The following is a 22957-nucleotide window of genomic DNA, read 5'->3' as shown; positions in this document are numbered from 1 at the left end:
ATTATTACGCTTAGGGTTATTGACTTCTTTCTCATATTCACTTCAGGTATATTCTTGCCGATTAACTACTGTTCTACTTTTGAGTAGCGCATATAAACAGAATGCGCTGATAACGCCAACAAACCAGGAAACCCGTGATAAAGGTTCGAGTATCTCAATGAACTTACCGCCCAACGACAGCAACACGGCAAACAGCGTTACAATAAACGCCACGCTGTTAAAGCCGTTATCGTAGTATTTATAATTACCGGGTTCGATATATAAGGTGTCTAGATCGATCTCGCTGCGCATCACGATGAAATAATGCGCCATCATCACACCAATCACCGGCCCTAAAATTCCGCCGATCACATCCAGGAACAGGTAAATACTTTCCTGATTCTCCATCAGTTTCCACGGGCAGATAATCAGGCTGATGATGCTGGCAATCACCACGCCATTTTTGTAGGTGAGTTTTTTCGGTGCGATGGCGGCAATCTGGTAGCCCGCAGGAATGATGTTACCGGTCGCGTTGGTTGAGATGGTCGTCATCAGGATCACCAGCACCGCAAACACCGAGGCAAAAATACTGTCCCATTTCTGCACGATATCCAGCACGTTCCAGGTATCAACCCCGTAATGAATACTGGCCCCGGCCAGGATACAGACGCTGGCGACGGCAAATAATAGATATCCCACAACCAGACCCAGCGTTTGCCCCCAAGCCTGCTGGCGGAAGCTGCTGGCATTCTGGGTAAAGTCCGAGGCGCTGACCGCCGGAGCGGCCCATACCGCCACCACCGCATTGATCACCACCAGGAACATGAAGCCGCCGTTGTTAGTCGTTATAGCATTGGCTGGAACATAGGCGATGATGTTGTCCAGGCCAGCGATGGAGATAGCCCAAATGGCCATGCCGCCAAACACCACGTAGATGCAGGGGTTGAGGATCGCGGTAAACTTGTTAAGAATGCTGCCACCACCCAGGCCGATAGCCACGTTCACCGCCCAGAAAATCAGGAAGGCAATCAGCCCAGGCAGGCCGATCCCCAACAGGTTGAAATCCCCACCCAAGGTCAGAAACTGTGGCCACAGTTTGCCAATCAGGATCAGGAAGGCCAGCGAGCCTGCGTAACACTGCAAGCCAAACCACATGATGGCGGCCACGCAGCCTCTGAGGATCCCTGGAAACAACGCGCCACGCACGCCATAAGAGGCACGTAGGATCATGGCAAAAGGAATACCGTATTTCGAACCGGCAACGCCGTTCATCACCATCACAAAGGCAATAATAAAGGCGCTGAGAATAATGGCGGCCATAATGCTTAAGGTGGAAAGCCCAAGAATAAAGAAGCCCCCGACGGCCACATAGTTGGGAACGTTATGTACCGAACCCATCCACAAGGTAAAATAGTTAATTCCCTTCCAGGTTTTTTTATCCGCTTCTTTGGGTAATAGATCCTCATGATAGCCGCGCCGTTGGTAAATCTCTCTCTGCTTATTGCTAATAGATTCCATGACAGGTCCTTCTTATATTATATAAGAAAATAGCGTAGGTAATTTTTTGCTTATTATCATTGCAACAAACTGATGTTCTAATCTTTATATTAGTCAAATACCAATACGGCCAAGACAGACAGGAATATAACCATTAAACAACTATACGATAACCAGAATTCAAGTTGCAGGCGGAAGGCACCTGCAACTTGTTAAGCCTTACTCTTTAGCCAGCCACTTTATGGTTAGCCATAATTTCCAACGCCTGTACCAACGCGGAATGGTCCAGATCTTTGGCCCCATTGGCCGCACAGAGATTGAACAGTTCCTGGCAAGTGGCGGTATTTGGCAAACTGAGCGCCAACGACTTCGCACCCTGTAGCGCCAGATTGAGATCCTTTTGATGCAGGGAGATACGGAAGCCCGGCTCAAAGGTCCGTTTAATCATCCGCTCACCGTGCACTTCCAGAATGCGCGATGAGGCAAAGCCGCCCATCAGCGCTTCACGGACCCGTGCCGGATCGGCACCCGCTTTGGCAGCAAATATCAGCGCTTCGGATACCGCTTCGATCGTCAGGGCCACAATAATCTGGTTGGCGACCTTGCAGGTCTGGCCGTCGCCATTGCCGCCGACCAGCGTAATGTTTTTCCCCATCAGGGCCAGCAACGGTTTTACCCGCCCAAATACGCCTTCGTCACCGCCGACCATAATGGTCAAGCTGCCCTGCTTGGCCCCGACTTCACCACCGGAGACCGGCGCATCCAGGTAATCGGCGCCCAGTTGGTTGATACGTTTGGCAAACTCCTTGGTCTCCAGCGGCGAGATAGAACTCATATCCACCAGGATCTTGTTTTTGAGCGGCGCTTCGGCACAGCCATTGGCCGCAAATAACACCTCTTCCACCTGAGGCGTATCGGGCACCATAATGAAAATGACGTCAGCCTGCTCGGCCACCTGCTTGGGAGTAGCACAGGCGATGGCCCCTTTTTCCACCAGCTCCGGCGGAACCTGATGCAAGGTGTTGGCATACAGCTGATGGCCGCCTGCGATCAGCTTATCCGCCATTGGCGTGCCCATGATCCCTAAACCAATAAAGCCTACTTTCATGATGTGTCCCTCAATGTTGATATTGCTTAATCCATGACAGGCCGGCAGCCGTCGTTGTCGCAGGTTTGTATTCACAGCCAATCCAACCGCGATAGCCCATCTTGTCCAGCGCGCGGAACAGATAGTCGTAATTGATTTCCCCGGTGCCTGGCTCATGGCGCCCCGGATTATCGGCAACCTGGATATGCGCGATTTTCTGTAACAGCGTTTCCATGGTTTGGGCCAGTTCGCCCTCCATGCGCTGCATGTGATAGATATCGTATTGAATAAACAGGTTAGGGCTCGCGACCCAATCCATCAGCTCCAACGCCTGACGAGTGGTTTGCAGATAGAAGGCGGGCATATCGTATTTATTGATCGGTTCAATCAACAGACGAATATTCGCCTTGGCCAACTCCCTTGCCGCATAGCTCAGGTTAGCGACCACAATCTCATCGGTCTTATGTTTGGCGACGGACTTATCCGGGTTACCGATCAGGCAGTTGATCTGCGCACAGCCCAGCGCACGGGCATATTCCACCGCCAGACCTACGCCATCACGAAACTCGGACTCGCGCCCTGGCAGGCAAGCGATACCCCGCTCACCCGCAGCCCAATCCCCGGCTGGCAGGTTTTGTAATACCTGCGTGAGTTGATTCTCTTCCAGAGCGCCCCTCAACGCCTGCACGGAATAATCGTAGGGAAACATATATTCAATCGCCGTGAATCCCTGCTCTTTGGCACAACGAAAACGCTGCATAAAATCGACTTCATTAAACAACATCGATAAGTTGGCTGAAAACTTCGGCATGAGCCTGCTCCTTACTGATAGTTGAAGTAGCTGACCGAGGTCGGTGCATCTTCTGGCGACTCGGCAACGGGTTCAAATTCATTGACGTTATCCAGCTCTGTCCCCATCGAGATATTGGTGACCCGCTCAAGGATAATCTCCACCACCACCGGTACCTGATGCAGACGCATCAACTCTTGCGCCTGTTGGAAGGCCGGAGCGATATCCTCAGGCTTAACAACGCGGATCGCTTTACATCCCAGCCCTTCGACTACCTTGACGTGATCGACACCGTATTCGCCCACTTCCGGGTTGTTGATGTTTTCATAGGACAGCTGGACGCAGTAATCCATATCAAAACCGCGCTGCGACTGGCGGATCAGCCCCAGATAGGCGTTATTGACCACCACGTGGATGTACGGCAGCTTGAACTGCGCGCCAACGGCCAACTCTTCGATCATGAACTGGAAGTCGTAGTCACCCGACAGCGCAATCACTTTGCGCTGCGGATCGGCGGCACACACGCCCAAAGCAGAAGGAAGAGTCCAACCTAATGGGCCCGCCTGCCCGGCATTAATCCAATGGCGTGGTTTGAACACGTGCAGCATCTGTGCCGCCGCGATCTGCGAAAGCCCGATAGTGGTGACGTAACAGGCATCACGCCCGAACGCCCGGTTCATCTCTTCGTAAACGCGCTGAGGTTTGATTGGCACGTTATCGAAATGCGTTTTACGCAGCAGAGTTTGTTTGCGCTGGAGGCAGGTTTCCACCCACTGTGAGCGATCTGGCAGCGTCCCTTGATCCGCACGTTCACGAGCTCTTGCCACTAACATTTGCAGGGCGATTTTGGCATCGGAAACAATGCCCAGATCCGGGCAGATCACGCGGCCAAGCTGGGTTGGTTCGATATCGATGTGGATCACCTTACGCCCGGCGGTGTATTTATCTACCGAACCGGTATGGCGGTTAGCCCAGCGGTTGCCAATGCCAAACACCAAATCGGAATCCAGCAGGTTGGCGTTACCGTAACGGTGTGAAGTTTGTAACCCGGCCATCCCTGCCATCAACGGGTGATCGTCCGGGATACAGCCCCAGCCCATCAGCGTTGGGATCACCGGTACGTTGCAGGTCTCCGCCAGCTCTTGCAGCAGGTCGGCCGCGTCCGCGTTGAAGATCCCGCCACCGGCAATGAACAAGGGTTTGCTTGCGGCACACAGCATGTCCAAGGCTTTGTCGATCTGCGCTTCAGTGGCCGCCGGTTTGTAAGCCCCCAGCGAGGAATAGGTTTCCGGATCAAACTCAATCTCGGCCATCTGTACGTCATAAGGCAAATCGATCAGCACCGGGCCTGGGCGGCCAGAGCGCATTAAATGGAATGCCTGCTGCAGCACGCGGGGCACCAGCGCCGGCTCCATGACCGTCACCGCCATTTTGGTGACCGGCTTGGCGATGGATTCAATATCTACCGCCTGAAAATCTTCCTTATGCAAACGCGCCCGGGGAGCCTGGCCGGTGATGCACAAAATGGGAATGGAATCGGCAGAGGCGGAGTAAAGCGCGGTGATCATGTCCGTTCCCGCAGGCCCCGAAGTCCCGAGACACACCCCGATATTGCCGGCTTTGGCTCTGGTGTAACCTTCCGCCATATGGGAAGCGCCTTCAACATGACGCGCCAGATAGTGTTTGATGCCGCCGTGTTGACGCATCGCGTTATAGAAAGGGTTGATCGCCGCGCCAGGCACGCCGAATGCGGTATTCACGCCTTCCTTTGCCAACACGTACATTGCCGCATCTACTGCTCGCATAATTGCCATCTCAACGTTCTCCTAAATTTTGGAAAAATTTTCCAAACTTAAAATGAGTTCAAAAAAACCCGTTCAGGTAATAAACGGGGAGGTAACCTCATCCTGCAGCCGCGATCGCGGCTACAGGTTTTGCTTTAAACGTGCTATTTCTTGCTGCGCGACTCGCCTAGCGCGGTACTGATGTCGTTGGCTACGTCACGCACCAACTCCCCCAGTTCCTTGAAACGATCGCTGCTAACGCGCGAACTAGGCCCTGAAATAGAGATGGCCGCAATGACGTTGTTGTTACGGTCAAAGATCGCCGAAGCCAGGCAATTCAGGCCAAGAGCGTGCTCTTCAGCATCAACGGTATAGCCCTGCGCCTGCGATTGCGCTAAATCCTTACGTAATAGATTTACGCTGGTCAGGGTCTTCGGGGTAAACGAGTGCAGCCCCGAACGTACAAACAAATCCAGCATCTCCTCTTCCGCCAGCGGATACAGCAATGCTTTCCCTGCCCCAGATGCGTGCAGCGGTAAGCGGCTGCCAAGTGGCGCGCACATCCGCACCATCGCCTGGCACTCACATTGACGGATCAGCACGGCGTCAAAGTTATTCCTGATGGCCAGATTGGCGGTTTCCCCTGATAGCAACATCAGCCGCCGCATGTAAGGGCCCGCCACCGATACCACATCCCTGTCATTCATATAAGCCGCACCGACGGTAAACGACTGGATGCCGATATGCCACCAGCCAAGCTGGGGATCCTGAAAAACGAATTCCGATTTCTCTAATACTTTCAATAATCTGAAAGTCGTTGATAGCGGTAACTCCAACTTCTCGGATAGCACGGAAACGGACGAGCTTCCTCCGGCATTGGCCAGAAACTGCAGGATCTCCAACCCACGATCCAACGCCTGCGCGCCTTTCGTCGCCCCTGCTTCTGTCGTTGGTCTTCCCTTTCTGCGTACTTCGTTCATTCAGGCTTTCCTTTATTTAGCTCAAGGTTTCCCCGCTATAATAAACAGCCTGTGCGCCTGGGGACAGCGCTATCCAAGCACAACCCGGTAAGTCTCTGGCAATGCTTTGACGATACAGTTGTCGGCACCGCCACGATCGACCGTGAAAAAGTCGGTGATCGCGCCATAAGCAAACAGCGGATGGTGCCAAACATTGCGGTGATAATTCACCCCTTGCTTACCGTTGGTGATAAAGGCGCGCAAAGTATGTAACGGAATTTCATCCCCTTCCCCGGCTTCAGCAACAATCACCACAAAGCGTTCTCCCTTCATCGGCATAAAAGCCTGCGAGGACAACGGGTGTTTCTCCAACACGGAGAACTCCAACGGCAGATCGCAAGGCTCAGATCGGTTGATGCTGACCAGCACCCGATGGTCATCGGCCACTTCTACATTGGCAAGATCATGGTATCTTTCTGTTTTACCACCATTAATATGGAAAAAGGGCGCCCCCTCGATCTGCAATACATTCCCATAAGGTGCAAAGGCTTCAGGCGTTAACTCAACGGCAATCAGGTCCATCAGTTTCTCCAGGATCGTTTCAAAAAGGAACATGACTGAATGGGTTCACTCTAGACAGGTCGCCTGAAATTTAAAAGTTAATATTGGAAAAATTTTCCACAACACGATCTACTGCACATTTTTTGTGCCAAGCAGAAAATATTTAATTAATAATCAAGGCATTAAAAAAAACACCTCCGCGATACAGTTCGTTAACAGAGTTGTCACTTTCAGCGGTATTCAGCAGAGGAAGGGCAATAAAACGTGAGCGAGATCACGGTAAGCGGCTTTATGACTAACCCAAGGCAACTAAGGTAAGTAAATTCTTTTGCAACACTAGGAGAACGATGGCCGCACCGGTTAAGGAATCGATATGCTGGATCACGAAACAATTCGATCGTTTATCAAAGTCGCGGAATGCCAGAGCTTTTCCCGCGCCGCCGAATTACTGCACAAGACCACTGCCACCATCAGTTACCGCATCAAAACGTTGGAAGAAAGCATCGGCACCCAGCTGTTCATCCGCACCACCCGCAGCGTAAACCTGACACCCGCAGGTGAATACCTGCTGGAACGTTGCCGCCAATGGCACAACTGGCTCGACTCCATGCCCGATGAGCTACGCCAGATCAACGACGGCGTGGAGCATCAGGTCAACATCGTAATCAACAACCTGCTGTACAACCCGCTAAGCGTCGCCCGGCTGTTGGCCTACCTGCAACAGCGTTATCCCTTCACGCAGTTTCATATCTCGCGTCAGGTGTATATGGGAGTATGGGATTCGTTGTTACACGGGGATTTTCAGCTGGCCATTGGCACCACCGGCTCTGAATCACTGGCCAATGACGTCAGCGTCTTGAAATTGGGGGGGATCAGTTGGGCTTTTGTGGTCACGCCAGATCATCCGCTCGCGGCCTGCCAGGACACGGCACTGCACGAAGATCGGCTGCGCAGCTACCCGGCAATCAACGTGGAAGATACTTCGCGCAACCTGACCAAACGCGTTGCCTGGCTGCTGCCCGGCCAAAAAGAGATCAAGGTGCCTGACCTGCGCAGTAAACTCGAATGCCACCTGCAGGGGCTGGGCGTCGGGTTCTTGCCGAAAAATCTGTGCCAACCCTATCTGGATAGCGGCCAGTTGATCACCCGTGACGTCGTCAATCAGCGGCAACCGTCACCGCTCTCTCTGGCCTGGCGTAACGACTGTGGTAAAGCCGTGGAAGAAATTGTCACGCTGTTCCAACGACGCGATGAACGCATCACCGGCTTTCTGCAAAGTATTGATTTACCCGTTTAACACGCGATTTTATCGCTTCTGGGTCTGAAGTTACCTAATCGGCAGCAAACCTGATAGAAACGGCGTATTCGCCGTGAGATCCTGAGGTTTTCTGCAAAAAACAGTCTTATCCTGGTGATGTATTAGGCATTCCCTCTGTCACTGGCGTAATATCTAGCAATATGTCTGACAGGAGGTTGTGCCATGTTTACCATTATTCCGATCGTGATCGTTGTCGCGCTGATTATCGTCTTTTCAAGCATCAAAATTGTCCCGCAAGGCTTCCAATGGACGGTAGAGCGCTTCGGCCGTTATACCAAAACGCTGATGCCGGGTTTAAACCTGGTAGTGCCTTTTATGGATCGTATTGGCCGCAAGATCAATATGATGGAGCAGGTGCTGGATATCCCTTCCCAGGAAATTATCTCGCGCGATAACGCCAACGTGTCAATCGATGCCGTTTGCTTTATCCAGGTGGTCGATCCGGCTCGTGCCGCCTATGAGGTCAGTAACCTCGAGCAGGCGATCGTTAACCTGACCATGACCAACTTCCGTACCGTGCTTGGTTCCATGGAGCTCGACGAAATGCTGTCACAGCGCGACAGCATCAACAGCCGCCTGCTGCATATCGTCGATGAGGCCACCAACCCTTGGGGCGTCAAAATTACCCGTATCGAAATCCGTGATGTGCGTCCACCGGCCGAACTGATTGTGGCGATGAACGCCCAGATGAAGGCCGAACGAACCAAACGTGCCGACATTCTGGAAGCGGAAGGGGTACGCCAAGCCGCGATCCTGCGCGCCGAAGGGGATAAGCAATCGCAGATCCTGAAAGCCGAAGGCGAGCGCCAGTCGGCGTTCTTGCAGGCAGAAGCGCGTGAACGTGCTGCCGAAGCAGAAGCACGGGCAACCCAGCTGGTGTCTGACGCCATCGCCACCGGTAATATCCAGGCGATTAACTACTTTGTAGCCCAGAAATACACCGACGCATTGCAGAAGATTGGCTCGGCCAATAACAGCAAAGTGATCATGATGCCGCTGGATGCCAGCAGCCTGCTGGGCTCTATCGGCGGTATTACTGAATTGCTGAAAGACAGCAAAGGTAAGTAATTATGTTGGAACAGATCGCAGCAAACCCTCAATGGTTCTGGGTCTCGCTAGGCGGGCTGCTGTTGGCCGCGGAAATGCTTGGTGCCAGCGGCTATCTGCTGTGGAGCGGTGTTTCTGCGGTGATTGTCGGGGTGATTATCTGGCTGCTGCCGGAGTTGAGCTGGGAGTGGCAGGGGGGCCTGTTTGCCGTGATGACCATCGCCGTGGCCTATCTATGGTGGTACTGGCTGCGCAAGCGGCCAACGGCAACCAGCGGTTCGCCGGTACTCAACCAGCGCAACCGTCAACTGATCGGCACCCGCGCCACGCTGACCGAGGCGATGCATAACGGCCATGGCCGCATCAATATCGCCGACAGCAGTTGGCGCGCGCAAGCCAACGAGGATCTGCCAATCGGCACCGAAGTTGAAGTGGTGGCGGTCGAAGGCACCACCTTGGTGATCCGCGCCATTATCCGCTAGCCTTGGTGGCAGCAGCCTGCCAGATTATTAATGATCGGGCAGTCTGCGCCTTCATCACCAGGGCATTGTTCCGCCAGCGCCAGCAGGCGTTGGCGCATTTCCCCCAGTTCGCTGATGTGCTTTTCGATATCGGCGACTTTCTGCAACGTGCGGGCTTTGACATCGGCACTGTGCCGCGCCGGATCGTTGAACAACGCGACCAGTTCACGGCACTCATCGAGGTTGAAACCCACCTGACGAGCCTGGCGCAATAACGTCAGTTCTTCAATATGCCTGGCACTGTAGCTGCGGTAGCCGTTGTCCGTACGGATCGGGGCGGTCACCAATCCTTTCTCCTCATAAAAACGGATGGCTTTGCTGGTCAAACCGGTTTTTTTGGCAACGTCGCTGATATTCACTTTATCCCCCTTGACCTTAACCCTTGCACACGGCCACTCACGTGACCGTGTGAAATCGATAAATCATAACCTCTTTATCCCACAATTACCGCTTTAGAGCTGCAACACAAAAATCATGCGAACCAGGATAAGAACAAAATAGTGGGCGCTATACCCACAAAATATTGACCACTCGATTAAAGATGGGCATTATACCCACAAAAGGAGAGACGCAGGGGAAAGGGATGGAAAGTGGAGAACTCATCAAACGATTGCAGGCTGACGGATGGATTATCAGGAAGTCGAGAGGCAAGAAGGCAACAGGAAGCCACGTAACAATGACAAAACCGGGGGTAGCAAAAATCATCACCATCCCCCACCCCAAAAAAGATCCTTCAAAGGGCATATTGAGGCAAGTACAACAGATATCCGGCCTCAAATTGATTTAACGCAAAACGCCTCAGCAGCTTTACTGGAGAAGTAACAATGATTTATCCAATATTCATCTTTAAGACGTCAGAAGGCTTTGATGGCTACTTTCCCGATGTAGAAGGCTGTTTTTTTGCCGGTGAGAAAATGTCAGATATCCCAAAAAATGCAGAAGAGGCCTTTGGGGTACATATGGAAGCACTCATCGAAGAGGGGTTCCCTGTTCCAGCCGCCCCCCAAGATCCGCAATCCTATCTCAATGATAGTCGGCTGCGAGAAGACGGCGGCATTTTGGGATTTGTTGAGATAGATCCGGCCAAGTATGAGGATAAATCGATTAAGTTTAATCTGACGATGCCACGTAACTTACTAACGGCAATCGATAAGTACATCGAAACCACACGCGGCTACAAAAACCGCAGCCAGTTTCTAGCGGAATTAGCCCGCGAAAAAATATCCCATTAAAGGGTGCAGCATGTGCGCATGCTGGTAGAGGAATGTCTGCAGTCTACAGCCAGCCTTTGGGCTGGTTTTTTTATGCCCAAAGAAAACCCCGTAAAATTCGGGCCTGATGTCGGAGCGTGGCCGAGTTGTAGACAGCGTTAATACAAATCCTTTTCTATCAAAATAATATTCTATTGACCTTCCCCTTGCTGGAAGGTTTAAGATCATTCTCAATCAAAAGAACCTAGGCGGTCCACCGCCATTATTTTGCGAGGAAAACCATCATGTCACAAACTACCGTGCTGGCGTTGCAGGGGCTCTCCTGCATGAACTGCGCGCAAAAGGTGAAAAAAGCCTTGGAAAGTCGCGCGGACGTCGAACAGGCCAACGTCAACGTTCACTACGCTAAAATCACCGGTGCAGCCCCGGCTACCGAGCTGATTGACAGCGTCGTTGCCGCTGGCTACCAGGCAGAAATCGCCCATCAGGCAGACACCGAGTTACAACTTTCCGGCCTCTCCTGCATGCATTGCGTGGGCAGCACCCGTAAAGCTCTGGAAGCGGTGCCGGGCGTGATCGCCGCCGACGTGACCCTTGAGGGGGCCAAAGTCTATGGCGATGCCACTCCAGAACAGCTCATCGCAGCGGTCGAGGATGCGGGCTATCACGCCAGCCAGGCGGGAGCCAATAGCCACCCAAAAACTGAGCCGCTGACTGAATCTGCCCCAACCTTGCCGGAAACCCAGGCAGCGGCCCCCTCTTCACTTCCGGCAAGCGAGACTGACGACAGCATCCAGCTGTTGCTCAACGGCATGACCTGTGCCAGCTGCGTCAATAAAGTCCAGACGGCGTTACAAAACGTGCCCGGCGTTGAGTTGGCGCGGGTAAACCTGGCAGAGCGCAGCGCCCTGATCACAGGTAAGGCCACACCGCAGGCGTTGGTCGCAGCAGTAGAAAAAGCCGGTTATGGCGCGGAGATGATCCAGGACGAAACCAAGCGCCGTGAACGCCAACAACAAACCGCACAGGCTAATATGAAACGCTTTCGCTGGCAGGCCGCATTAGGCTTGGCAGTGGGTGTCCCGTTGATGGCCTGGGGCGTGTTTGGCGGCAGTATGTCGCTGACGCCAGAAACCCAGCGGCCGTGGCTGATGGTTGGCATCATTACCCTGGCGGTAATGGTGTTTGCCGGTGGCCACTTCTACCGCAATGCCTGGCGATCGTTGATGAACGGCAGCGCCACCATGGATACGCTGGTCGCCTTGGGGACCGGTGCAGCCTGGCTGTACTCCATCAGCGTCAACCTGTGGCCAGACTTCTTCCCGATGGAGGCACGGCATCTGTATTACGAAGCCAGTGCAATGATCATCGGCCTGATCAACCTTGGTCATGCCATGGAGCAGCGCGCGCGGCAGCGTTCTTCCCAGGCGCTGGAACGGCTACTGGATCTCACTCCGCCAACCGCCAGGCTAGTCACAGAACTGGGTGAGCAAAGTATCCCGCTGGCAGAGGTGCAATTGGGCATGACGTTGCGCCTGACGACTGGCGATCGCATCCCGGTTGACGGCGAAATCGTGCAGGGCGAGGTGTGGATCGATGAAGCCATGCTGACCGGCGAAGCGTTGCCGCAGCAAAAAGGCGTCGGCGATACGGTGCATGCCGGTACGGTGGTAGACGACGGCAGCGTGCTGTTTCGCGCAGCGGCCATTGGCACCCAAACCACGCTGGCACGTATTATCAAGCTGGTGCGTCAGGCGCAAAGCAGCAAACCGGAAATCGGTAAGCTGGCAGACCGCATCTCGGCGGTATTTGTGCCCACCGTGGTCGCCATCGCCCTGTTCAGCGCCGCCATCTGGTATTTCTTTGGCCCACAACCGCAGTTGGTCTACACCCTGGTGATCGCCACCACGGTGCTGATCATCGCCTGCCCTTGCGCCTTGGGGCTGGCAACGCCGATGTCAATTATCTCTGGCGTTGGCCGGGCCGCGGAGTTTGGCGTGCTGGTGCGTGACGCCGATGCGCTGCAGCAGGCCAGCAATCTCGATACGCTGGTGTTCGATAAAACCGGTACTCTGACGGAAGGCCAGCCGCGCGTGGTGGAAATCATCACCTTTAACCAGGTGGATGAACAGCAGGCCTTACGTTGGGCCGCAGCACTGGAACAAGGGGCTAACCACCCGCTGGCCCGTGCCATCGTCGAACAGGCTAAAGGGCAGACACTGCCTACGGTAGAGCAATTCCGGACGTTGCGCGGCTCCGGCGTAAGCGGTGAGGTTGAGGGCGTACAGTTGTTGCTGGGTAACGCCAAGCTGTTGCAAGAAAATCAGATCGCGACCGATGAGCTCACTCAGCAGATACAGCAACAGGCTGAATGCGGTATCACGCCGGTACTGTTGGCCGCCAACGGCAAACCTGCCGCGTTGATCGCCATCCGTGATCCGTTACGCAGTGACAGCGTGAGCGCACTACAGCGCCTGCATCAGCAAGGTTATCAACTGGTGATGTTAACGGGCGATAACCCGGTGACCGCCAATGCTATTGCCAAAGAGGCCGGTATCGACCGCGTGATTGCTGGCGTGTTACCCGACGGTAAGGCCGAAGCGATCAAGCAGTTGCAGGCTCAGGGCCACCGGGTAGCGATGGTCGGTGACGGCATCAACGACGCCCCTGCTCTGGCTCAGGCCGATGTCGGGATCGCCATGGGCGGCGGCAGTGATATCGCCATCGAAACTGCGGCGATCACCCTGATGCGTCACAGCCTGAACGGCGTGGCGGACGCGCTGGCCTTGTCGAAGGCAACGCTGCGTAATATGAAGCAGAACCTGCTCGGGGCATTTATCTACAACGCACTTGGCATTCCCATTGCCGCCGGTGTGCTCTATCCGCTGACGGGCACCCTGCTCAGCCCTGTGGTCGCTGGCGCGGCAATGGCACTCTCCTCCATTACCGTGGTCAGCAACGCCAACCGATTGCTGCGTTTTAAACCCAAGCAGTAACCTTCAACCGGAGCGCACCCCATCGCGCTCCGGCCTTTTGAGATAATTCCTCTGCCCTCGGGGTTTATTGTCAGCCACTTAGCGTTTAGCATGGGGAAAAGCCAGCAGCCATCCTGCACGCTGGAGGAAAGGATCAGGAGCCACGCTGTATGGGTCAACTGTTACGCCGCATTGCTACCTTTCTCGGTATTATTTCCCCGCAGAGCTACACCTACCCGGCCTTGGACATCAAGCTGACGGGAAATCGCCAACTACATTTGGTCGGTAGCATTCATATGGGCACCGTCGATATGTCGCCGCTGCCTGCTCGGCTGTCAGCACGCCTGCGCCAGGCCGATGCGTTGATCGTTGAGGCCGATATAACCGGGTCCTCCTCGCCATTTGGCCACGCTGAACCCCAACTCGAACTTGAAGAGCGTCTTGGCGATGAAGAATTCCAACGGTTGCAGGTGCTATGCCAGGAGCTGGGGGCGGATGTAGAGAGCTTCTCTGCTCTTCCCGGCTGGCAGGTAGCGCTGATGATGCAAGCACGGCAGGCACAGCGGCTGGGTTTACGCGCCGAATACGGAATTGATTATCAGCTATTGCAAGCCGCTAAAGTACAGCAGATGCCAGTGATCGAACTGGAAGGGGCCGAAGAACAGCTAAGCATGCTGGAACAACTGCCAGAAGGCGGTATGGCCCTGCTGCACGATACGTTAGAGCACTGGCACACCAACGCCCGTTTGCTGCAAACCATGGTGAGCTGGTGGCTGGACGCCAAACCGAACGCCACGTTGGAAACGCTACCCTCCACCTTCAGTGCCGAGTTGTACGACGTCTTGATGCACCGCCGCAATCGCCACTGGCAGCAAAAGCTGGAAGCGTTACCGCCGGGCAACTATGTGGTGGCAGTCGGTGCTTTGCATCTGTATGGCGAAGACAATTTACCGGCCATGCTGCAGGCACGATAAAAAAGTGGCCAATATCGCTATTGGCCAGTCAAAGAGGAATTTTTCATATTTTAGTTATACGCATTGTAACCGTGTTAACGATTACAATAGACAGGGTAGCAACCTGACGAACCTATTGGCAACTGCCTTTCATCCTCCTTGGCACAGGTTGCTCATTCGGCTACATTTTTATCGTTTCGTTGCCACCGATGACAACTTCCCACAGTTTTGGAAAAGAAATTATGACACCCGCAGTGGTTCTGCTTGAAAAACAAAAGGTGGCCTTCACCCTCCACGCGTATCACCACGATAGCGAAGAAACCAACTTTGGCGACGAGGTGGTAAAAAAGCTGGGGCTGAACGCCGAACAGGTCTACAAAACGCTGTTGGTGTCCCTCAATGGCGATGCGAAAAATCTGGCCGTAGCGGTCACGCCAGTCGCGACCCAGTTGGATTTGAAGAAGGTGGCGAAAGCGCTAGGGGCCAAGAAAGCCGAAATGGCCGATCCGGCAGTCGCTCAACGTGTGACGGGGTATCTGGTTGGTGGGATCAGCCCGCTCGGGCAAAAGAAACGCTTGCCCACGGTGATCGACAGCCCAGCGCAACAGTTTGCCACCATTTTCGTTTCCGGCGGCAAACGCGGGTTGGATATTGAATTGGCGGCCAGCGATCTGTGCCACTTGCTGTCCGGCACCTTCGCCGAGATCGCCAAGCGGGATTGAAAAAGCAGGCCGTTACCTTCCTCTGCAACGGCCTAGTACCTTACTTGTAAACGATCTCGCCTTTAGGCTCGTACGCCGCCGCATCCAGCGGTGAGTGCTTTTCGATATACTGCTTGAGCACTTCCGCATCGATAAAGCCGGTGTTGACGTAGCTTGGCAGGGTATCAATCTTCGGATAACCATCGCCGCCCAGGGCGTTGAAGTTCAGCGTCGCCATACGATAGGTCTTGTCTGCCTGTAAGGGTTCGCCCTTGATCTTGACGTCGCTAACGCCTTTGCCGTCCGCCACCAGGCTGACGTTGGCGAACTGCGCATAGGCCCCGGAGTCCACCTTCATATTGGCTACCGCTGCCAGATATGGCTCAACCTCGCTGCCTTTCATATCGACATACACCAGCGTGTTGCCAAACGGCTGCACCTTGAGCACGTTTTTATAGGTGATGTCACCGGCCTCGATCGAGTCACGCACGCCACCACCGCTCATCACGGCGAAGTCTGCGTTGGCGCGTTCCATCTGCGCAGCTAACAGCACGCGCGAAAGGTTGGTCTGCACGAAGCGGACTTTACTGCGGTCCCCTTCCAGTTTGCCGTTGACGCTGCCCACCTTCACTTCTAACTGAGCCTTGCCTTTGTCCTGGAACGGCGTCAGCAGCTTCATCATCGACGGATCTTCCTGGATCTGCTCGGTGTAATACACCCGCTCGCTGGTGCCGTCGGCTTTCTCTACCTTTTTCTTCAGGTTGACCGGGATCAGTTGGTAATGCACCAGTTTCAGCTCGCCGTTGCGGAACTGGAAGTCGGCACGGCCGACGTATTTACCCCATTCGTGGGCCTGGACGATCCAGGTACCGTTTTGGCGATCTGGCGCGCAAGGCGTGCCCGGTACGTAATCCACCTGTTTGTGGTTTTCACTCGCCATACAGACCGGATCTTGCGAATGCCCACCGACAATCATATCCAGGTAGCCCGTAGGCAGGCTACGTGCCATCTCCACGTCCCCCGGCGCGTTAGAGCCATGGTTACCATCGTCGTAGTGGCCCATGTGGGTAGCGGCGATAATCACGTCCGGCTTTTCATCTTTGCGCAGCTGTTCCACCACCAGCTTGGCTTCTTGCGCCGGAACACGGAATTCGATATCGGTAAAGTATTCCGGGTTGCCGATTTTTGCAGTGTCATCGGTGGTCAGGCCGATCACCGCAATCTTCACCCCTTGCTTTTCAAACAGGGCATAAGGCTTGAACAGGCGTTGCTGAGTGCTTTTTTGATAAATGTTGGCGGACAATAGGGGGAAAGAAGCCCACTTCTCCTGCTGGCGCAACACGCTGAGGGGGTTGTCGAATTCGTGGTTGCCGATCGCCATCGCGTCGTAGCCGATCAGCGTCATACCACGGAAATCGGGTTCTGCATCCTGCAAATCCGATTCTGGCACGCCGGTATTGATGTCCCCACCGGACAGCAACAGCACGCTACCGCCTTTCGCCGCCACTTCCTGACGGATGCTGTCCACCAGCGTCTTTTGCGCCCCCAGGCCGTACTCGCCATGATCGTTCTGCCAGAAATGGCCGTGATGATCGTTGGTGTGCAGGATGGTGATATCGTAGGTTTTATCCTTTTCCCAAGCACTGACTGTTCCTGAAAACAACGTCAGGGAAACAGCCAACGCACATGCGGTGGTGTGAAGCGAAAAGCGCATGGCAGATCTCCATGGTTAATAATGGGTATTTTTTGATAAGGACGAAATTGTAACGCGAATCGGCTGCAACTAATTTCAAATTTTTGCGACATACGTCAAATTATGTCGGAAAGGCACGGCCGGTTCGAATTTTATCGGCACTCCCAATAGCACATAATGATCGAGAGAGAATCAGCTACCCCGTTGTCGGACGAAAGATGAACGTTATAAGATGTCGGCTCTCCCTCTCTCACTTACCAGGCTAATAATAATATGACTGACCGTAGTGAAACGGATATTCCACCGGTAACCCGCAGCGCGGCCAAAGGCACTGCGTTCTCTATTCTCGGTGCTATCAGCGTTTCCCACCTGCTCAACGATATGATGCAATCGCTGATCGTGGCGATTTACCCGATTTTGCAAGCCGATTTTAGCCTCAGCTTTGTGCAGATCGGGATGATCACCCTGACCTATCAGCTCACCGCCTCACTGCTACAACCGCTGATTGGTTATTACACCGATAAACACCCGCAGCCTTATTCGCTGCCTATCGGCATGGGATTCACCCTGTCGGGCTTACTGCTGCTTTCGGTGGCCAACACTTTCCCTCTGGTGCTGCTGGCGGCCGCTTTGGTGGGCACCGGTTCCTCCGTATTCCATCCTGAGTCATCCCGCGTGGCGCGCATGGCATCCGGTGGACGGCACGGTTTGGCCCAGTCGCTGTTCCAGGTGGGCGGCAACTTCGGCAGTTCCCTCGGCCCGCTGTTGGCCGCGCTGATTATTGCCCCCTACGGCAAGGGCAATATCGCCTGGTTCTCCCTGGCTGCGCTGCTGGCCATTGTGGTCTTGTTGCAGGTCAGTAAATGGTATAAGCAGCAACATCGGGCGGCCCAAGGCAAGCCAAAAGCCGCTTCTCTGGTCAAACCGCTGCCAAAACGTACCGTAGTGTTCTCCTTAAGCATTCTGCTGGTGCTGATCTTCTCCAAATACTTCTACTTGGCGAGCATTAGTAGCTATTACACCTTTTATCTCATACATAAGTTCGGCGTTTCGGTACAGAATGCCCAATTCCATCTGTTTGCCTTCCTGTTTGCCGTAGCGGCAGGAACCATCATTGGCGGGCCTTTGGGTGATAAGTTTGGACGTAAATATGTCATTTGGGGCTCCATCCTGGGTGCTGCTCCCTTTACCTTGGCTTTACCCCATGCTTCTCTCTACTGGACCGGGGTTTTGACGGTGATCATCGGGGTTATTCTGGCCTCGGCCTTCTCGGCCATTCTGGTGTATGCGCAGGAGCTGATCCCTGGCAAAGTGGGGATGGTTTCCGGGCTATTCTTCGGTTTTGCTTTCGGTATGGGCGGGTTAGGTGCGGCAGTTCTTGGTTATGTCGCCGATTTGACCAGCATCGAGCTGGTTTATCAAATCTGTGCATTCCTGCCGCTTATCGGCATTATCACCGCATTGCTACCAAATATGGAGCATAACCAGCAATAACCCTGATACAACCCCGGTTTAGCGCAGAAGTTAAACCGGGTTATCCACTCCGAAACCCCATTTAATCCGGTCAATTACGCCATAATTCCCCTTCCTTCTGCCAAAATAGACGAATAGTCTGGTTTTTTACACAAAACCCTAAATTAGCTAAGCAATGAAAGCACAAATGCAATAAACTAAATGTATCCTTTCGTAACACCCGTGAGCACAACCAGAGGAGTATGGATGCATAATTCAACACCCTTGATCACCACTATTGTTGGAGGGTTAGTACTCGCCTTCCTCTTCGGAATGCTGGCAAACCGCCTGCGCATCTCCCCGTTGGTAGGGTATCTGGCCGCAGGCGTTCTTGCCGGCCCGTTTACCCCCGGTTTCGTCGCTGATACCTCGTTAGCGCCGGAACTCGCGGAGATTGGGGTGATCCTGCTGATGTTCGGTGTTGGTCTCCATTTCTCGCTTAAAGATCTCCTCGCTGTAAAAAATATCGCTATCCCTGGGGCCATTGCCCAAATCGCCGTCGCGACGGTGTTGGGGATGGGGTTGTCCAAACTGATGGGCTGGGATTTGGTTTCCGGCCTGGTATTCGGCCTGTGTCTGTCCACCGCCAGTACCGTGGTACTGCTGCGCGCCCTGGAAGAACGGCAACTGATCGACAGCCAACGCGGGCAGATCGCCATCGGCTGGCTGATTGTCGAAGATTTGGCCATGGTGTTGGCCCTGGTGCTGCTGCCGGCATTTGCCAATATGCTCAACAGCGATACCGCCAGCACCACACAGCTGCTCACCGAGTTGGCCATCACCATTGGCAAGGTTATCGCCTTTATCGCGCTGATGATTATCGTTGGCCGCCGAGTGGTGCCTTGGATCCTGGCAAAAACCGCCAGTACCGGCTCGCGCGAGCTGTTTACGCTGGCAGTGTTGGCACTGGCGCTGGGTATTGCCTACGGCGCTGTCGGCCTGTTTGACGTCTCGTTTGCCCTGGGTGCCTTCTTTGCCGGTATGGTGCTGAACGAATCGGAACTGAGCCACCGCGCAGCACACGATACGCTGCCGCTGCGTGACGCCTTTGCGGTGCTGTTCTTTGTCTCGGTCGGTATGCTGTTCGATCCGATGATCCTGATCAACCAACCGCTGGCGGTGTTGGCAACGCTGGCGATTATCCTGTTTGGTAAATCGGTGGCGGCCTTCGCGCTGGTCAAAATGTTCGGTCACTCCAAGCGTACCGCGCTGACCATTTCCGCCAGCCTGGCACAGATTGGTGAGTTCGCCTTTATCCTGGCCGGATTGGGGGTCACGCTAGGCATGATGGATCAGCATGGCCGTAATCTGGTGCTGGCCGGGGCGATCCTGTCAATCATGCTCAACCCGCTACTGTTTACCTTGCTGGAGCGCTATCTGGCCAAGACGGAAACCATCGAGGATCAGATCCTGGAAGAAGCGGTGGAGGAAGAGAAGCAGATCCCGGTCGATATCTGCAATCATGCCGTCGTAGTCGGTTATGGTCGTGTTGGCAGCCTGTTAGGGGCCAAGCTGACCGAAGAAGGCGTGTCGATGGTGGTGATAGAAAACTCTCGCCCACGGGTTGAAGCGCTGCGCGCTCAAGGGATCAAAGCGGTGTTAGGCAATGCGGCCAATCCCGAGATCATGGAACTGGCGCGGCTCGACTGCGCACGCTGGCTGCTGCTGACCATTCCCAACGGTTATGAAGCCGGTGAGATCGTGGCCTCGGCCCGCACCAAGCGCCCAACTCTGGAGATTATCGCCCGCGCTCATTACGATGACGAGGTTTCGTATATCTCCGACCGGGGTGCCGATCAGGTGGTGATGGGGGAACGCGAGATCGCCAACAGTATGTTGAATATCCTCAAGCTGGATTCGTTGTCGGACGAAGAGAAGCTGGCCGCCTGCCCAATCTGACGCCATTAAGCCGGTAAGAGCGCTAAAACCGCGCTCTTACCGGTTGTTGGTTACCGTTCCCAGTAAGACTCTTCCAGACTGTCTTCCCGCTCCGGCAACCCACGGGTCAAACGTGGCGAGTGCTGGTTAAGCACCTGATAGCTAACGCGGTTGGCATATTTGCAGACCTGCGCCAATGAAGAATAGGTCAGATAGCTACGCACATGCTTGCTGGAGTTTGGCACGTTGTTACGGTGATAGCCGTTAGCGGCGATATCATGCAGCAGCGCAGACAGCGCACCGTCGCCCGCACCGTTGGTATTCATGATCTTTTCCGGGCCACCCATATACGGGGCGATATGCGAATAGACCTTGAGTGCGTTTTCGCAGCTTGCACGGCGCATCGCACGGCTGAATTCAAAGCGGTTAAACTCGGCGATATGGCCCGGCAACAGCGGATGCTGGGTTTCACGCTTGTTGGCCTCTTCGGTGTAACCTGCCATATACAGACCGTTTGGCCCAGCGGTACACAACACCAAATCTACCCAGTCCAATGCCATCTCTGAGGCCATCAGCGGATCGCTCAACCCAGTGAGTTCCAACGCCTCATCTTCGTTCATCGCCAGAATGGAGACATGCTCTCTGAGAAAATCACGCCACCACACCGGATTATCCGCAATGACGTACTTGGTGCCCAGCGTCAGCACCACCGGTACATCATGCTTTTTGGCAAACTTTATCGCCTGCATGGTGGCTTCCGGCATGGGTTCACCGGGTTTGCAACGCACCAGATAGGAGGTCAGTACCAACCCGGCAGCCCCTGCGATCACCTCTTCAGGAATGCTTTCCGGGCGTAGCTGGTTCATCTGGCCTGGGCTGATGGCAAAGGTGCGCTCGCCGCTCTCGCTAATCAGCGTAAAGCAGCGGCCAATGGCTCCATCCACCGCTTGCAGGTAGTTGAGATCGGTACGGCTGGAGGTGTTGCACAGATAGCGATAGGCATAGCTGCCAATTTTGACGTTGCTACACATCACGCCGAGCAGCACGGAACGATCGTCCGCCAGTACCGAGTAGTTGTGCAGGGTGTTACCGATGGTGCCACCGGCAAATTGATGAGTGATCAGGTTATTGTCGCTCAGTTCCTGATACAGCGCCTCGGCAACGTCGTCTTCAATGACCAGCGAATGGCCCAGGCTAAGGCCGTAGCGTTCGACAAACGCGTCATCCACTTTCGCTTCGATATCCACCAGCGTCTGATCGATACCGACGACATAAGAGGTACTGACTTCATTTTCAGGCTGTGTCTGCTGCAATAACGGATCGCGAGCGTTGACCGGAAAATAATGTTTGGATTTACGTTTACCAGGAAATTTCATGTGATTGGCGGTGAGTTGCGGTGAACAGGCAGGAATGTTAGCACATTCCTGCCTGATTGCTGCGTTTTCACGTGAGCATTTTGCCAGCCGAGCGGTGAAAAGCCGGCTTGATTACAGGCGTTGCCCCACCAACTGTTGCATCATATCGATATGGGCGGCGTCATCATTGAGTGCCGGGATGTATTCAAACTTCTCGCCACCCGCCTCCAGGAAGATTTCGCGGTTCTGCTCTTTGATCTCCTCCAGCGTTTCCAGGCAATCCGCAGAAAAGCCGGGGCAGATCAGTTGGATATGCTTCACGCCTTGCGCTGGCAGACTCTTCAGGGTTTCGTCGGTGTACGGCGTCAGCCAGGGCTCCCGACCGAAGCGCGATTGATAGGTCATCATCACCCGATCTGGGGCCAGCGGTATGGCCGCCGCCAACGCGCGGTAGGTATCTTCGCAACGTTGCGGGTAATCATCACCCAGCGTGGCGTAGCGTTTGGGAATACCGTGGAACGACATCACCAGGCGGTCGGGCTTACCGTGTTCGGCGAACGCCCGCTCAACGCTTTGCTGCAAGGCCAGGATATACGCTGGGTGCTCGGCATAGTCACGGATAAAGCCAATCGATGGCAGGCGGCGATAACCTTTCAGCACCCGCGCAACACCATCCCAGACTGCGGCGCTGGTCGAGCACGAATATTGCGGATACAGCGGCAACACCACCAGATTGGTCACGCCCTGCGCCAATAGGCTGTCGATCGCCTGTGCCAGACTGGGTGATCCGTAGCTCATACCTAGTTCCACCGGCGTATTCGGCATACGCGCCGCCAGCTCCCGCTGTTGGCGACGGCTGTAGACCAGCAACGGTGAACCTTCGTCCATCCAGACAGATTGATAAAGCTTTGCCACACGCGGTGAACGGATCGGCAAAATGATGCCGTTAAGAATTGGCCACCAGATCAGCGGCGCAGTGTCGACCACCCGGTTGTCACTGAGAAATTCTTTCAGATAGCGTTTTACCGCCTGCGGGGTAGGTGCCTCTGGCGTACCCAGATTCACCAGCAATACCCCGTGTTTCTCTTGCTTCATTCCGATCCCCTTGTCCTTCCCGGCAAATACCCTGTTATTTC

General features: G+C 54.4%; 20 protein-coding genes. 10 read left to right on the top strand and 10 right to left on the bottom strand.

Features of this window, described 5'->3' with window-relative positions; translation table 11 throughout:
- Positions 1 to 42 precede the first annotated feature (42 nt).
- The 6 genes from KGP16_RS06480 to KGP16_RS06455 all read right to left on the bottom strand — a co-directional run bounded on the left by KGP16_RS06480 (position 43) and on the right by KGP16_RS06455 (position 6678).
- Entirely contained in the window at positions 43 to 1497 is a 1455-nt protein-coding gene (locus KGP16_RS06480) for a putative allantoin permease (RefSeq protein ID WP_223499056.1), read from the bottom strand.
- Positions 1498 to 1702: 205 nt separating this feature from the next.
- Positions 1703 to 2584 carry a 2-hydroxy-3-oxopropionate reductase gene (gene glxR / locus KGP16_RS06475; protein WP_021180090.1) on the bottom strand — a complete coding sequence of 294 codons (882 nt, stop codon included), beginning with the start codon at positions 2582 to 2584 and terminating at the stop codon, positions 1703 to 1705.
- A 10-nt stretch (positions 2585 to 2594) separates the two neighbouring features.
- Positions 2595 to 3374: a hydroxypyruvate isomerase gene (gene hyi, locus KGP16_RS06470; protein ID WP_071682986.1), complete on the bottom strand. Its 780-nt coding sequence runs from the start codon at positions 3372 to 3374 to the stop codon at positions 2595 to 2597.
- A gap of 11 nt (positions 3375 to 3385) precedes the next feature.
- Positions 3386 to 5167 carry a glyoxylate carboligase gene (gcl, locus tag KGP16_RS06465; RefSeq protein ID WP_115158685.1) on the bottom strand — a complete coding sequence of 594 codons (1782 nt, stop codon included), beginning with the start codon at positions 5165 to 5167 and terminating at the stop codon, positions 3386 to 3388.
- A gap of 134 nt (positions 5168 to 5301) precedes the next feature.
- Positions 5302 to 6117: an HTH-type transcriptional repressor AllR gene (gene allR / locus KGP16_RS06460; RefSeq protein WP_021805438.1), complete on the bottom strand. Its 816-nt coding sequence runs from the start codon at positions 6115 to 6117 to the stop codon at positions 5302 to 5304.
- Between the two features lie 69 nt (positions 6118 to 6186).
- Positions 6187 to 6678 (bottom strand): ureidoglycolate lyase, encoded by a 492-nt coding sequence (locus KGP16_RS06455; RefSeq protein WP_059201975.1) that lies wholly within the window; start codon positions 6676 to 6678, stop codon positions 6187 to 6189.
- Positions 6679 to 7030: 352 nt separating this feature from the next.
- On the opposite strand from KGP16_RS06455, the gene allS reads away from it, so the two are divergent.
- The 3 genes from allS (at position 7031) to KGP16_RS06440 (ending at position 9504) form a co-directional block, all read left to right on the top strand.
- Positions 7031 to 7954, top strand: coding sequence for an HTH-type transcriptional activator AllS (allS, locus tag KGP16_RS06450; protein ID WP_021180095.1), 924 nt, complete (start codon positions 7031 to 7033; stop codon positions 7952 to 7954).
- A gap of 183 nt (positions 7955 to 8137) precedes the next feature.
- Positions 8138 to 9043 carry an SPFH domain-containing protein gene (locus KGP16_RS06445; RefSeq protein ID WP_021180096.1) on the top strand — a complete coding sequence of 302 codons (906 nt, stop codon included), beginning with the start codon at positions 8138 to 8140 and terminating at the stop codon, positions 9041 to 9043.
- A 2-nt stretch (positions 9044 to 9045) separates the two neighbouring features.
- Positions 9046 to 9504, top strand: a complete 459-nt coding sequence (locus KGP16_RS06440) for an NfeD family protein (RefSeq protein ID WP_223500987.1) — start codon at positions 9046 to 9048, stop codon at positions 9502 to 9504.
- Here the strand turns inward: KGP16_RS06440 and cueR are convergent.
- On the bottom strand, positions 9501 to 9902 hold the full coding sequence (gene cueR, locus KGP16_RS06435; protein WP_094981176.1) for a Cu(I)-responsive transcriptional regulator: 402 nt from the start codon (positions 9900 to 9902) through the stop codon (positions 9501 to 9503). The two genes, KGP16_RS06440 and cueR, sit on opposite strands and share 4 nt — an antisense overlap.
- 224 nt (positions 9903 to 10126) lie before the next feature.
- On the opposite strand from cueR, the gene KGP16_RS06430 reads away from it, so the two are divergent.
- From KGP16_RS06430 to ybaK, 5 genes are all read left to right on the top strand, one after another.
- On the top strand, positions 10127 to 10330 hold the full coding sequence (locus tag KGP16_RS06430) for a type II toxin-antitoxin system HicA family toxin (protein WP_094981177.1): 204 nt from the start codon (positions 10127 to 10129) through the stop codon (positions 10328 to 10330).
- Between the two features lie 37 nt (positions 10331 to 10367).
- Positions 10368 to 10775 carry a type II toxin-antitoxin system HicB family antitoxin gene (locus KGP16_RS06425; RefSeq protein ID WP_021180099.1) on the top strand — a complete coding sequence of 136 codons (408 nt, stop codon included), beginning with the start codon at positions 10368 to 10370 and terminating at the stop codon, positions 10773 to 10775.
- A gap of 263 nt (positions 10776 to 11038) precedes the next feature.
- The gene (copA, locus tag KGP16_RS06420; protein WP_223500986.1) at positions 11039 to 13750 is read left to right on the top strand and encodes a copper-exporting P-type ATPase CopA; all 2712 of its coding nucleotides are present in this window, start codon (positions 11039 to 11041) and stop codon (positions 13748 to 13750) included.
- 149 nt (positions 13751 to 13899) lie between these two features.
- Positions 13900 to 14703, top strand: coding sequence for a TraB/GumN family protein (locus KGP16_RS06415; RefSeq protein WP_071682995.1), 804 nt, complete (start codon positions 13900 to 13902; stop codon positions 14701 to 14703).
- A gap of 221 nt (positions 14704 to 14924) precedes the next feature.
- On the top strand, positions 14925 to 15404 hold the full coding sequence (gene ybaK / locus KGP16_RS06410; RefSeq protein WP_094981179.1) for a Cys-tRNA(Pro)/Cys-tRNA(Cys) deacylase YbaK: 480 nt from the start codon (positions 14925 to 14927) through the stop codon (positions 15402 to 15404).
- A gap of 40 nt (positions 15405 to 15444) precedes the next feature.
- Here the strand turns inward: ybaK and ushA are convergent, their stop codons facing one another.
- Complete coding sequence (gene ushA, locus KGP16_RS06405) at positions 15445 to 17097, bottom strand: bifunctional UDP-sugar hydrolase/5'-nucleotidase UshA (protein WP_094981180.1); 1653 nt, start codon at positions 17095 to 17097, stop codon at positions 15445 to 15447.
- 252 nt (positions 17098 to 17349) lie between these two features.
- On the opposite strand from ushA, the gene KGP16_RS06400 reads away from it, so the two are divergent.
- Both KGP16_RS06400 and ybaL read left to right on the top strand, forming a co-directional pair.
- Complete coding sequence (locus KGP16_RS06400; protein ID WP_094981181.1) at positions 17350 to 18570, top strand: MFS transporter; 1221 nt, start codon at positions 17350 to 17352, stop codon at positions 18568 to 18570.
- Between the two features lie 225 nt (positions 18571 to 18795).
- Positions 18796 to 20487 carry a YbaL family putative K(+) efflux transporter gene (ybaL, locus tag KGP16_RS06395; protein ID WP_024484415.1) on the top strand — a complete coding sequence of 564 codons (1692 nt, stop codon included), beginning with the start codon at positions 18796 to 18798 and terminating at the stop codon, positions 20485 to 20487.
- A 50-nt stretch (positions 20488 to 20537) separates the two neighbouring features.
- On the opposite strand, the gene KGP16_RS06390 is transcribed toward ybaL, so the two are convergent.
- Together KGP16_RS06390 and hemH are read right to left on the bottom strand one after the other, a co-directional pair.
- Positions 20538 to 21842 carry an inosine/guanosine kinase gene (locus KGP16_RS06390; protein ID WP_223500985.1) on the bottom strand — a complete coding sequence of 435 codons (1305 nt, stop codon included), beginning with the start codon at positions 21840 to 21842 and terminating at the stop codon, positions 20538 to 20540.
- A gap of 111 nt (positions 21843 to 21953) precedes the next feature.
- Positions 21954 to 22916 (bottom strand): ferrochelatase, encoded by a 963-nt coding sequence (gene hemH / locus KGP16_RS06385; RefSeq protein ID WP_024484413.1) that lies wholly within the window; start codon positions 22914 to 22916, stop codon positions 21954 to 21956.
- Positions 22917 to 22957: the final 41 nt, after the last annotated feature.

This window comes from Serratia sp. JSRIV006, assembly GCF_019968685.1.
Lineage (GTDB): Bacteria > Pseudomonadota > Gammaproteobacteria > Enterobacterales > Enterobacteriaceae > Chania > Chania fonticola_B.
Note: the sequence above shows the minus strand (reverse complement) of the source record. Positions and strands in the feature narration are given on the sequence as shown.

What these genes read in the sequence shown, in the direction of transcription:
- KGP16_RS06480 (WP_223499056.1), bottom strand. Translation starts at nt 1,497, where the DNA reads ATGGAATCTATTAGCAATAAGCAGAGAGAGATTTACCAACGGCGCGGC.
- glxR (WP_021180090.1), bottom strand. Translation starts at nt 2,584, where the DNA reads ATGAAAGTAGGCTTTATTGGTTTAGGGATCATGGGCACGCCAATGGCG.
- hyi (WP_071682986.1), bottom strand. Translation starts at nt 3,374, where the DNA reads ATGCCGAAGTTTTCAGCCAACTTATCGATGTTGTTTAATGAAGTCGAT.
- gcl (WP_115158685.1), bottom strand. Translation starts at nt 5,167, where the DNA reads ATGGCAATTATGCGAGCAGTAGATGCGGCAATGTACGTGTTGGCAAAG.
- allR (WP_021805438.1), bottom strand. Translation starts at nt 6,117, where the DNA reads ATGAACGAAGTACGCAGAAAGGGAAGACCAACGACAGAAGCAGGGGCG.
- KGP16_RS06455 (WP_059201975.1), bottom strand. Translation starts at nt 6,678, where the DNA reads ATGGACCTGATTGCCGTTGAGTTAACGCCTGAAGCCTTTGCACCTTAT.
- allS (WP_021180095.1), top strand. Translation starts at nt 7,031, where the DNA reads ATGCTGGATCACGAAACAATTCGATCGTTTATCAAAGTCGCGGAATGC.
- KGP16_RS06445 (WP_021180096.1), top strand. Translation starts at nt 8,138, where the DNA reads ATGTTTACCATTATTCCGATCGTGATCGTTGTCGCGCTGATTATCGTC.
- KGP16_RS06440 (WP_223500987.1), top strand. Translation starts at nt 9,046, where the DNA reads ATGTTGGAACAGATCGCAGCAAACCCTCAATGGTTCTGGGTCTCGCTA.
- KGP16_RS06430 (WP_094981177.1), top strand. Translation starts at nt 10,127, where the DNA reads ATGGAAAGTGGAGAACTCATCAAACGATTGCAGGCTGACGGATGGATT.
- KGP16_RS06425 (WP_021180099.1), top strand. Translation starts at nt 10,368, where the DNA reads ATGATTTATCCAATATTCATCTTTAAGACGTCAGAAGGCTTTGATGGC.
- copA (WP_223500986.1), top strand. Translation starts at nt 11,039, where the DNA reads ATGTCACAAACTACCGTGCTGGCGTTGCAGGGGCTCTCCTGCATGAAC.
- KGP16_RS06415 (WP_071682995.1), top strand. Translation starts at nt 13,900, where the DNA reads ATGGGTCAACTGTTACGCCGCATTGCTACCTTTCTCGGTATTATTTCC.
- ybaK (WP_094981179.1), top strand. Translation starts at nt 14,925, where the DNA reads ATGACACCCGCAGTGGTTCTGCTTGAAAAACAAAAGGTGGCCTTCACC.
- ushA (WP_094981180.1), bottom strand. Translation starts at nt 17,097, where the DNA reads ATGCGCTTTTCGCTTCACACCACCGCATGTGCGTTGGCTGTTTCCCTG.
- KGP16_RS06400 (WP_094981181.1), top strand. Translation starts at nt 17,350, where the DNA reads ATGACTGACCGTAGTGAAACGGATATTCCACCGGTAACCCGCAGCGCG.
- ybaL (WP_024484415.1), top strand. Translation starts at nt 18,796, where the DNA reads ATGCATAATTCAACACCCTTGATCACCACTATTGTTGGAGGGTTAGTA.
- KGP16_RS06390 (WP_223500985.1), bottom strand. Translation starts at nt 21,842, where the DNA reads ATGAAATTTCCTGGTAAACGTAAATCCAAACATTATTTTCCGGTCAAC.
- hemH (WP_024484413.1), bottom strand. Translation starts at nt 22,916, where the DNA reads ATGAAGCAAGAGAAACACGGGGTATTGCTGGTGAATCTGGGTACGCCA.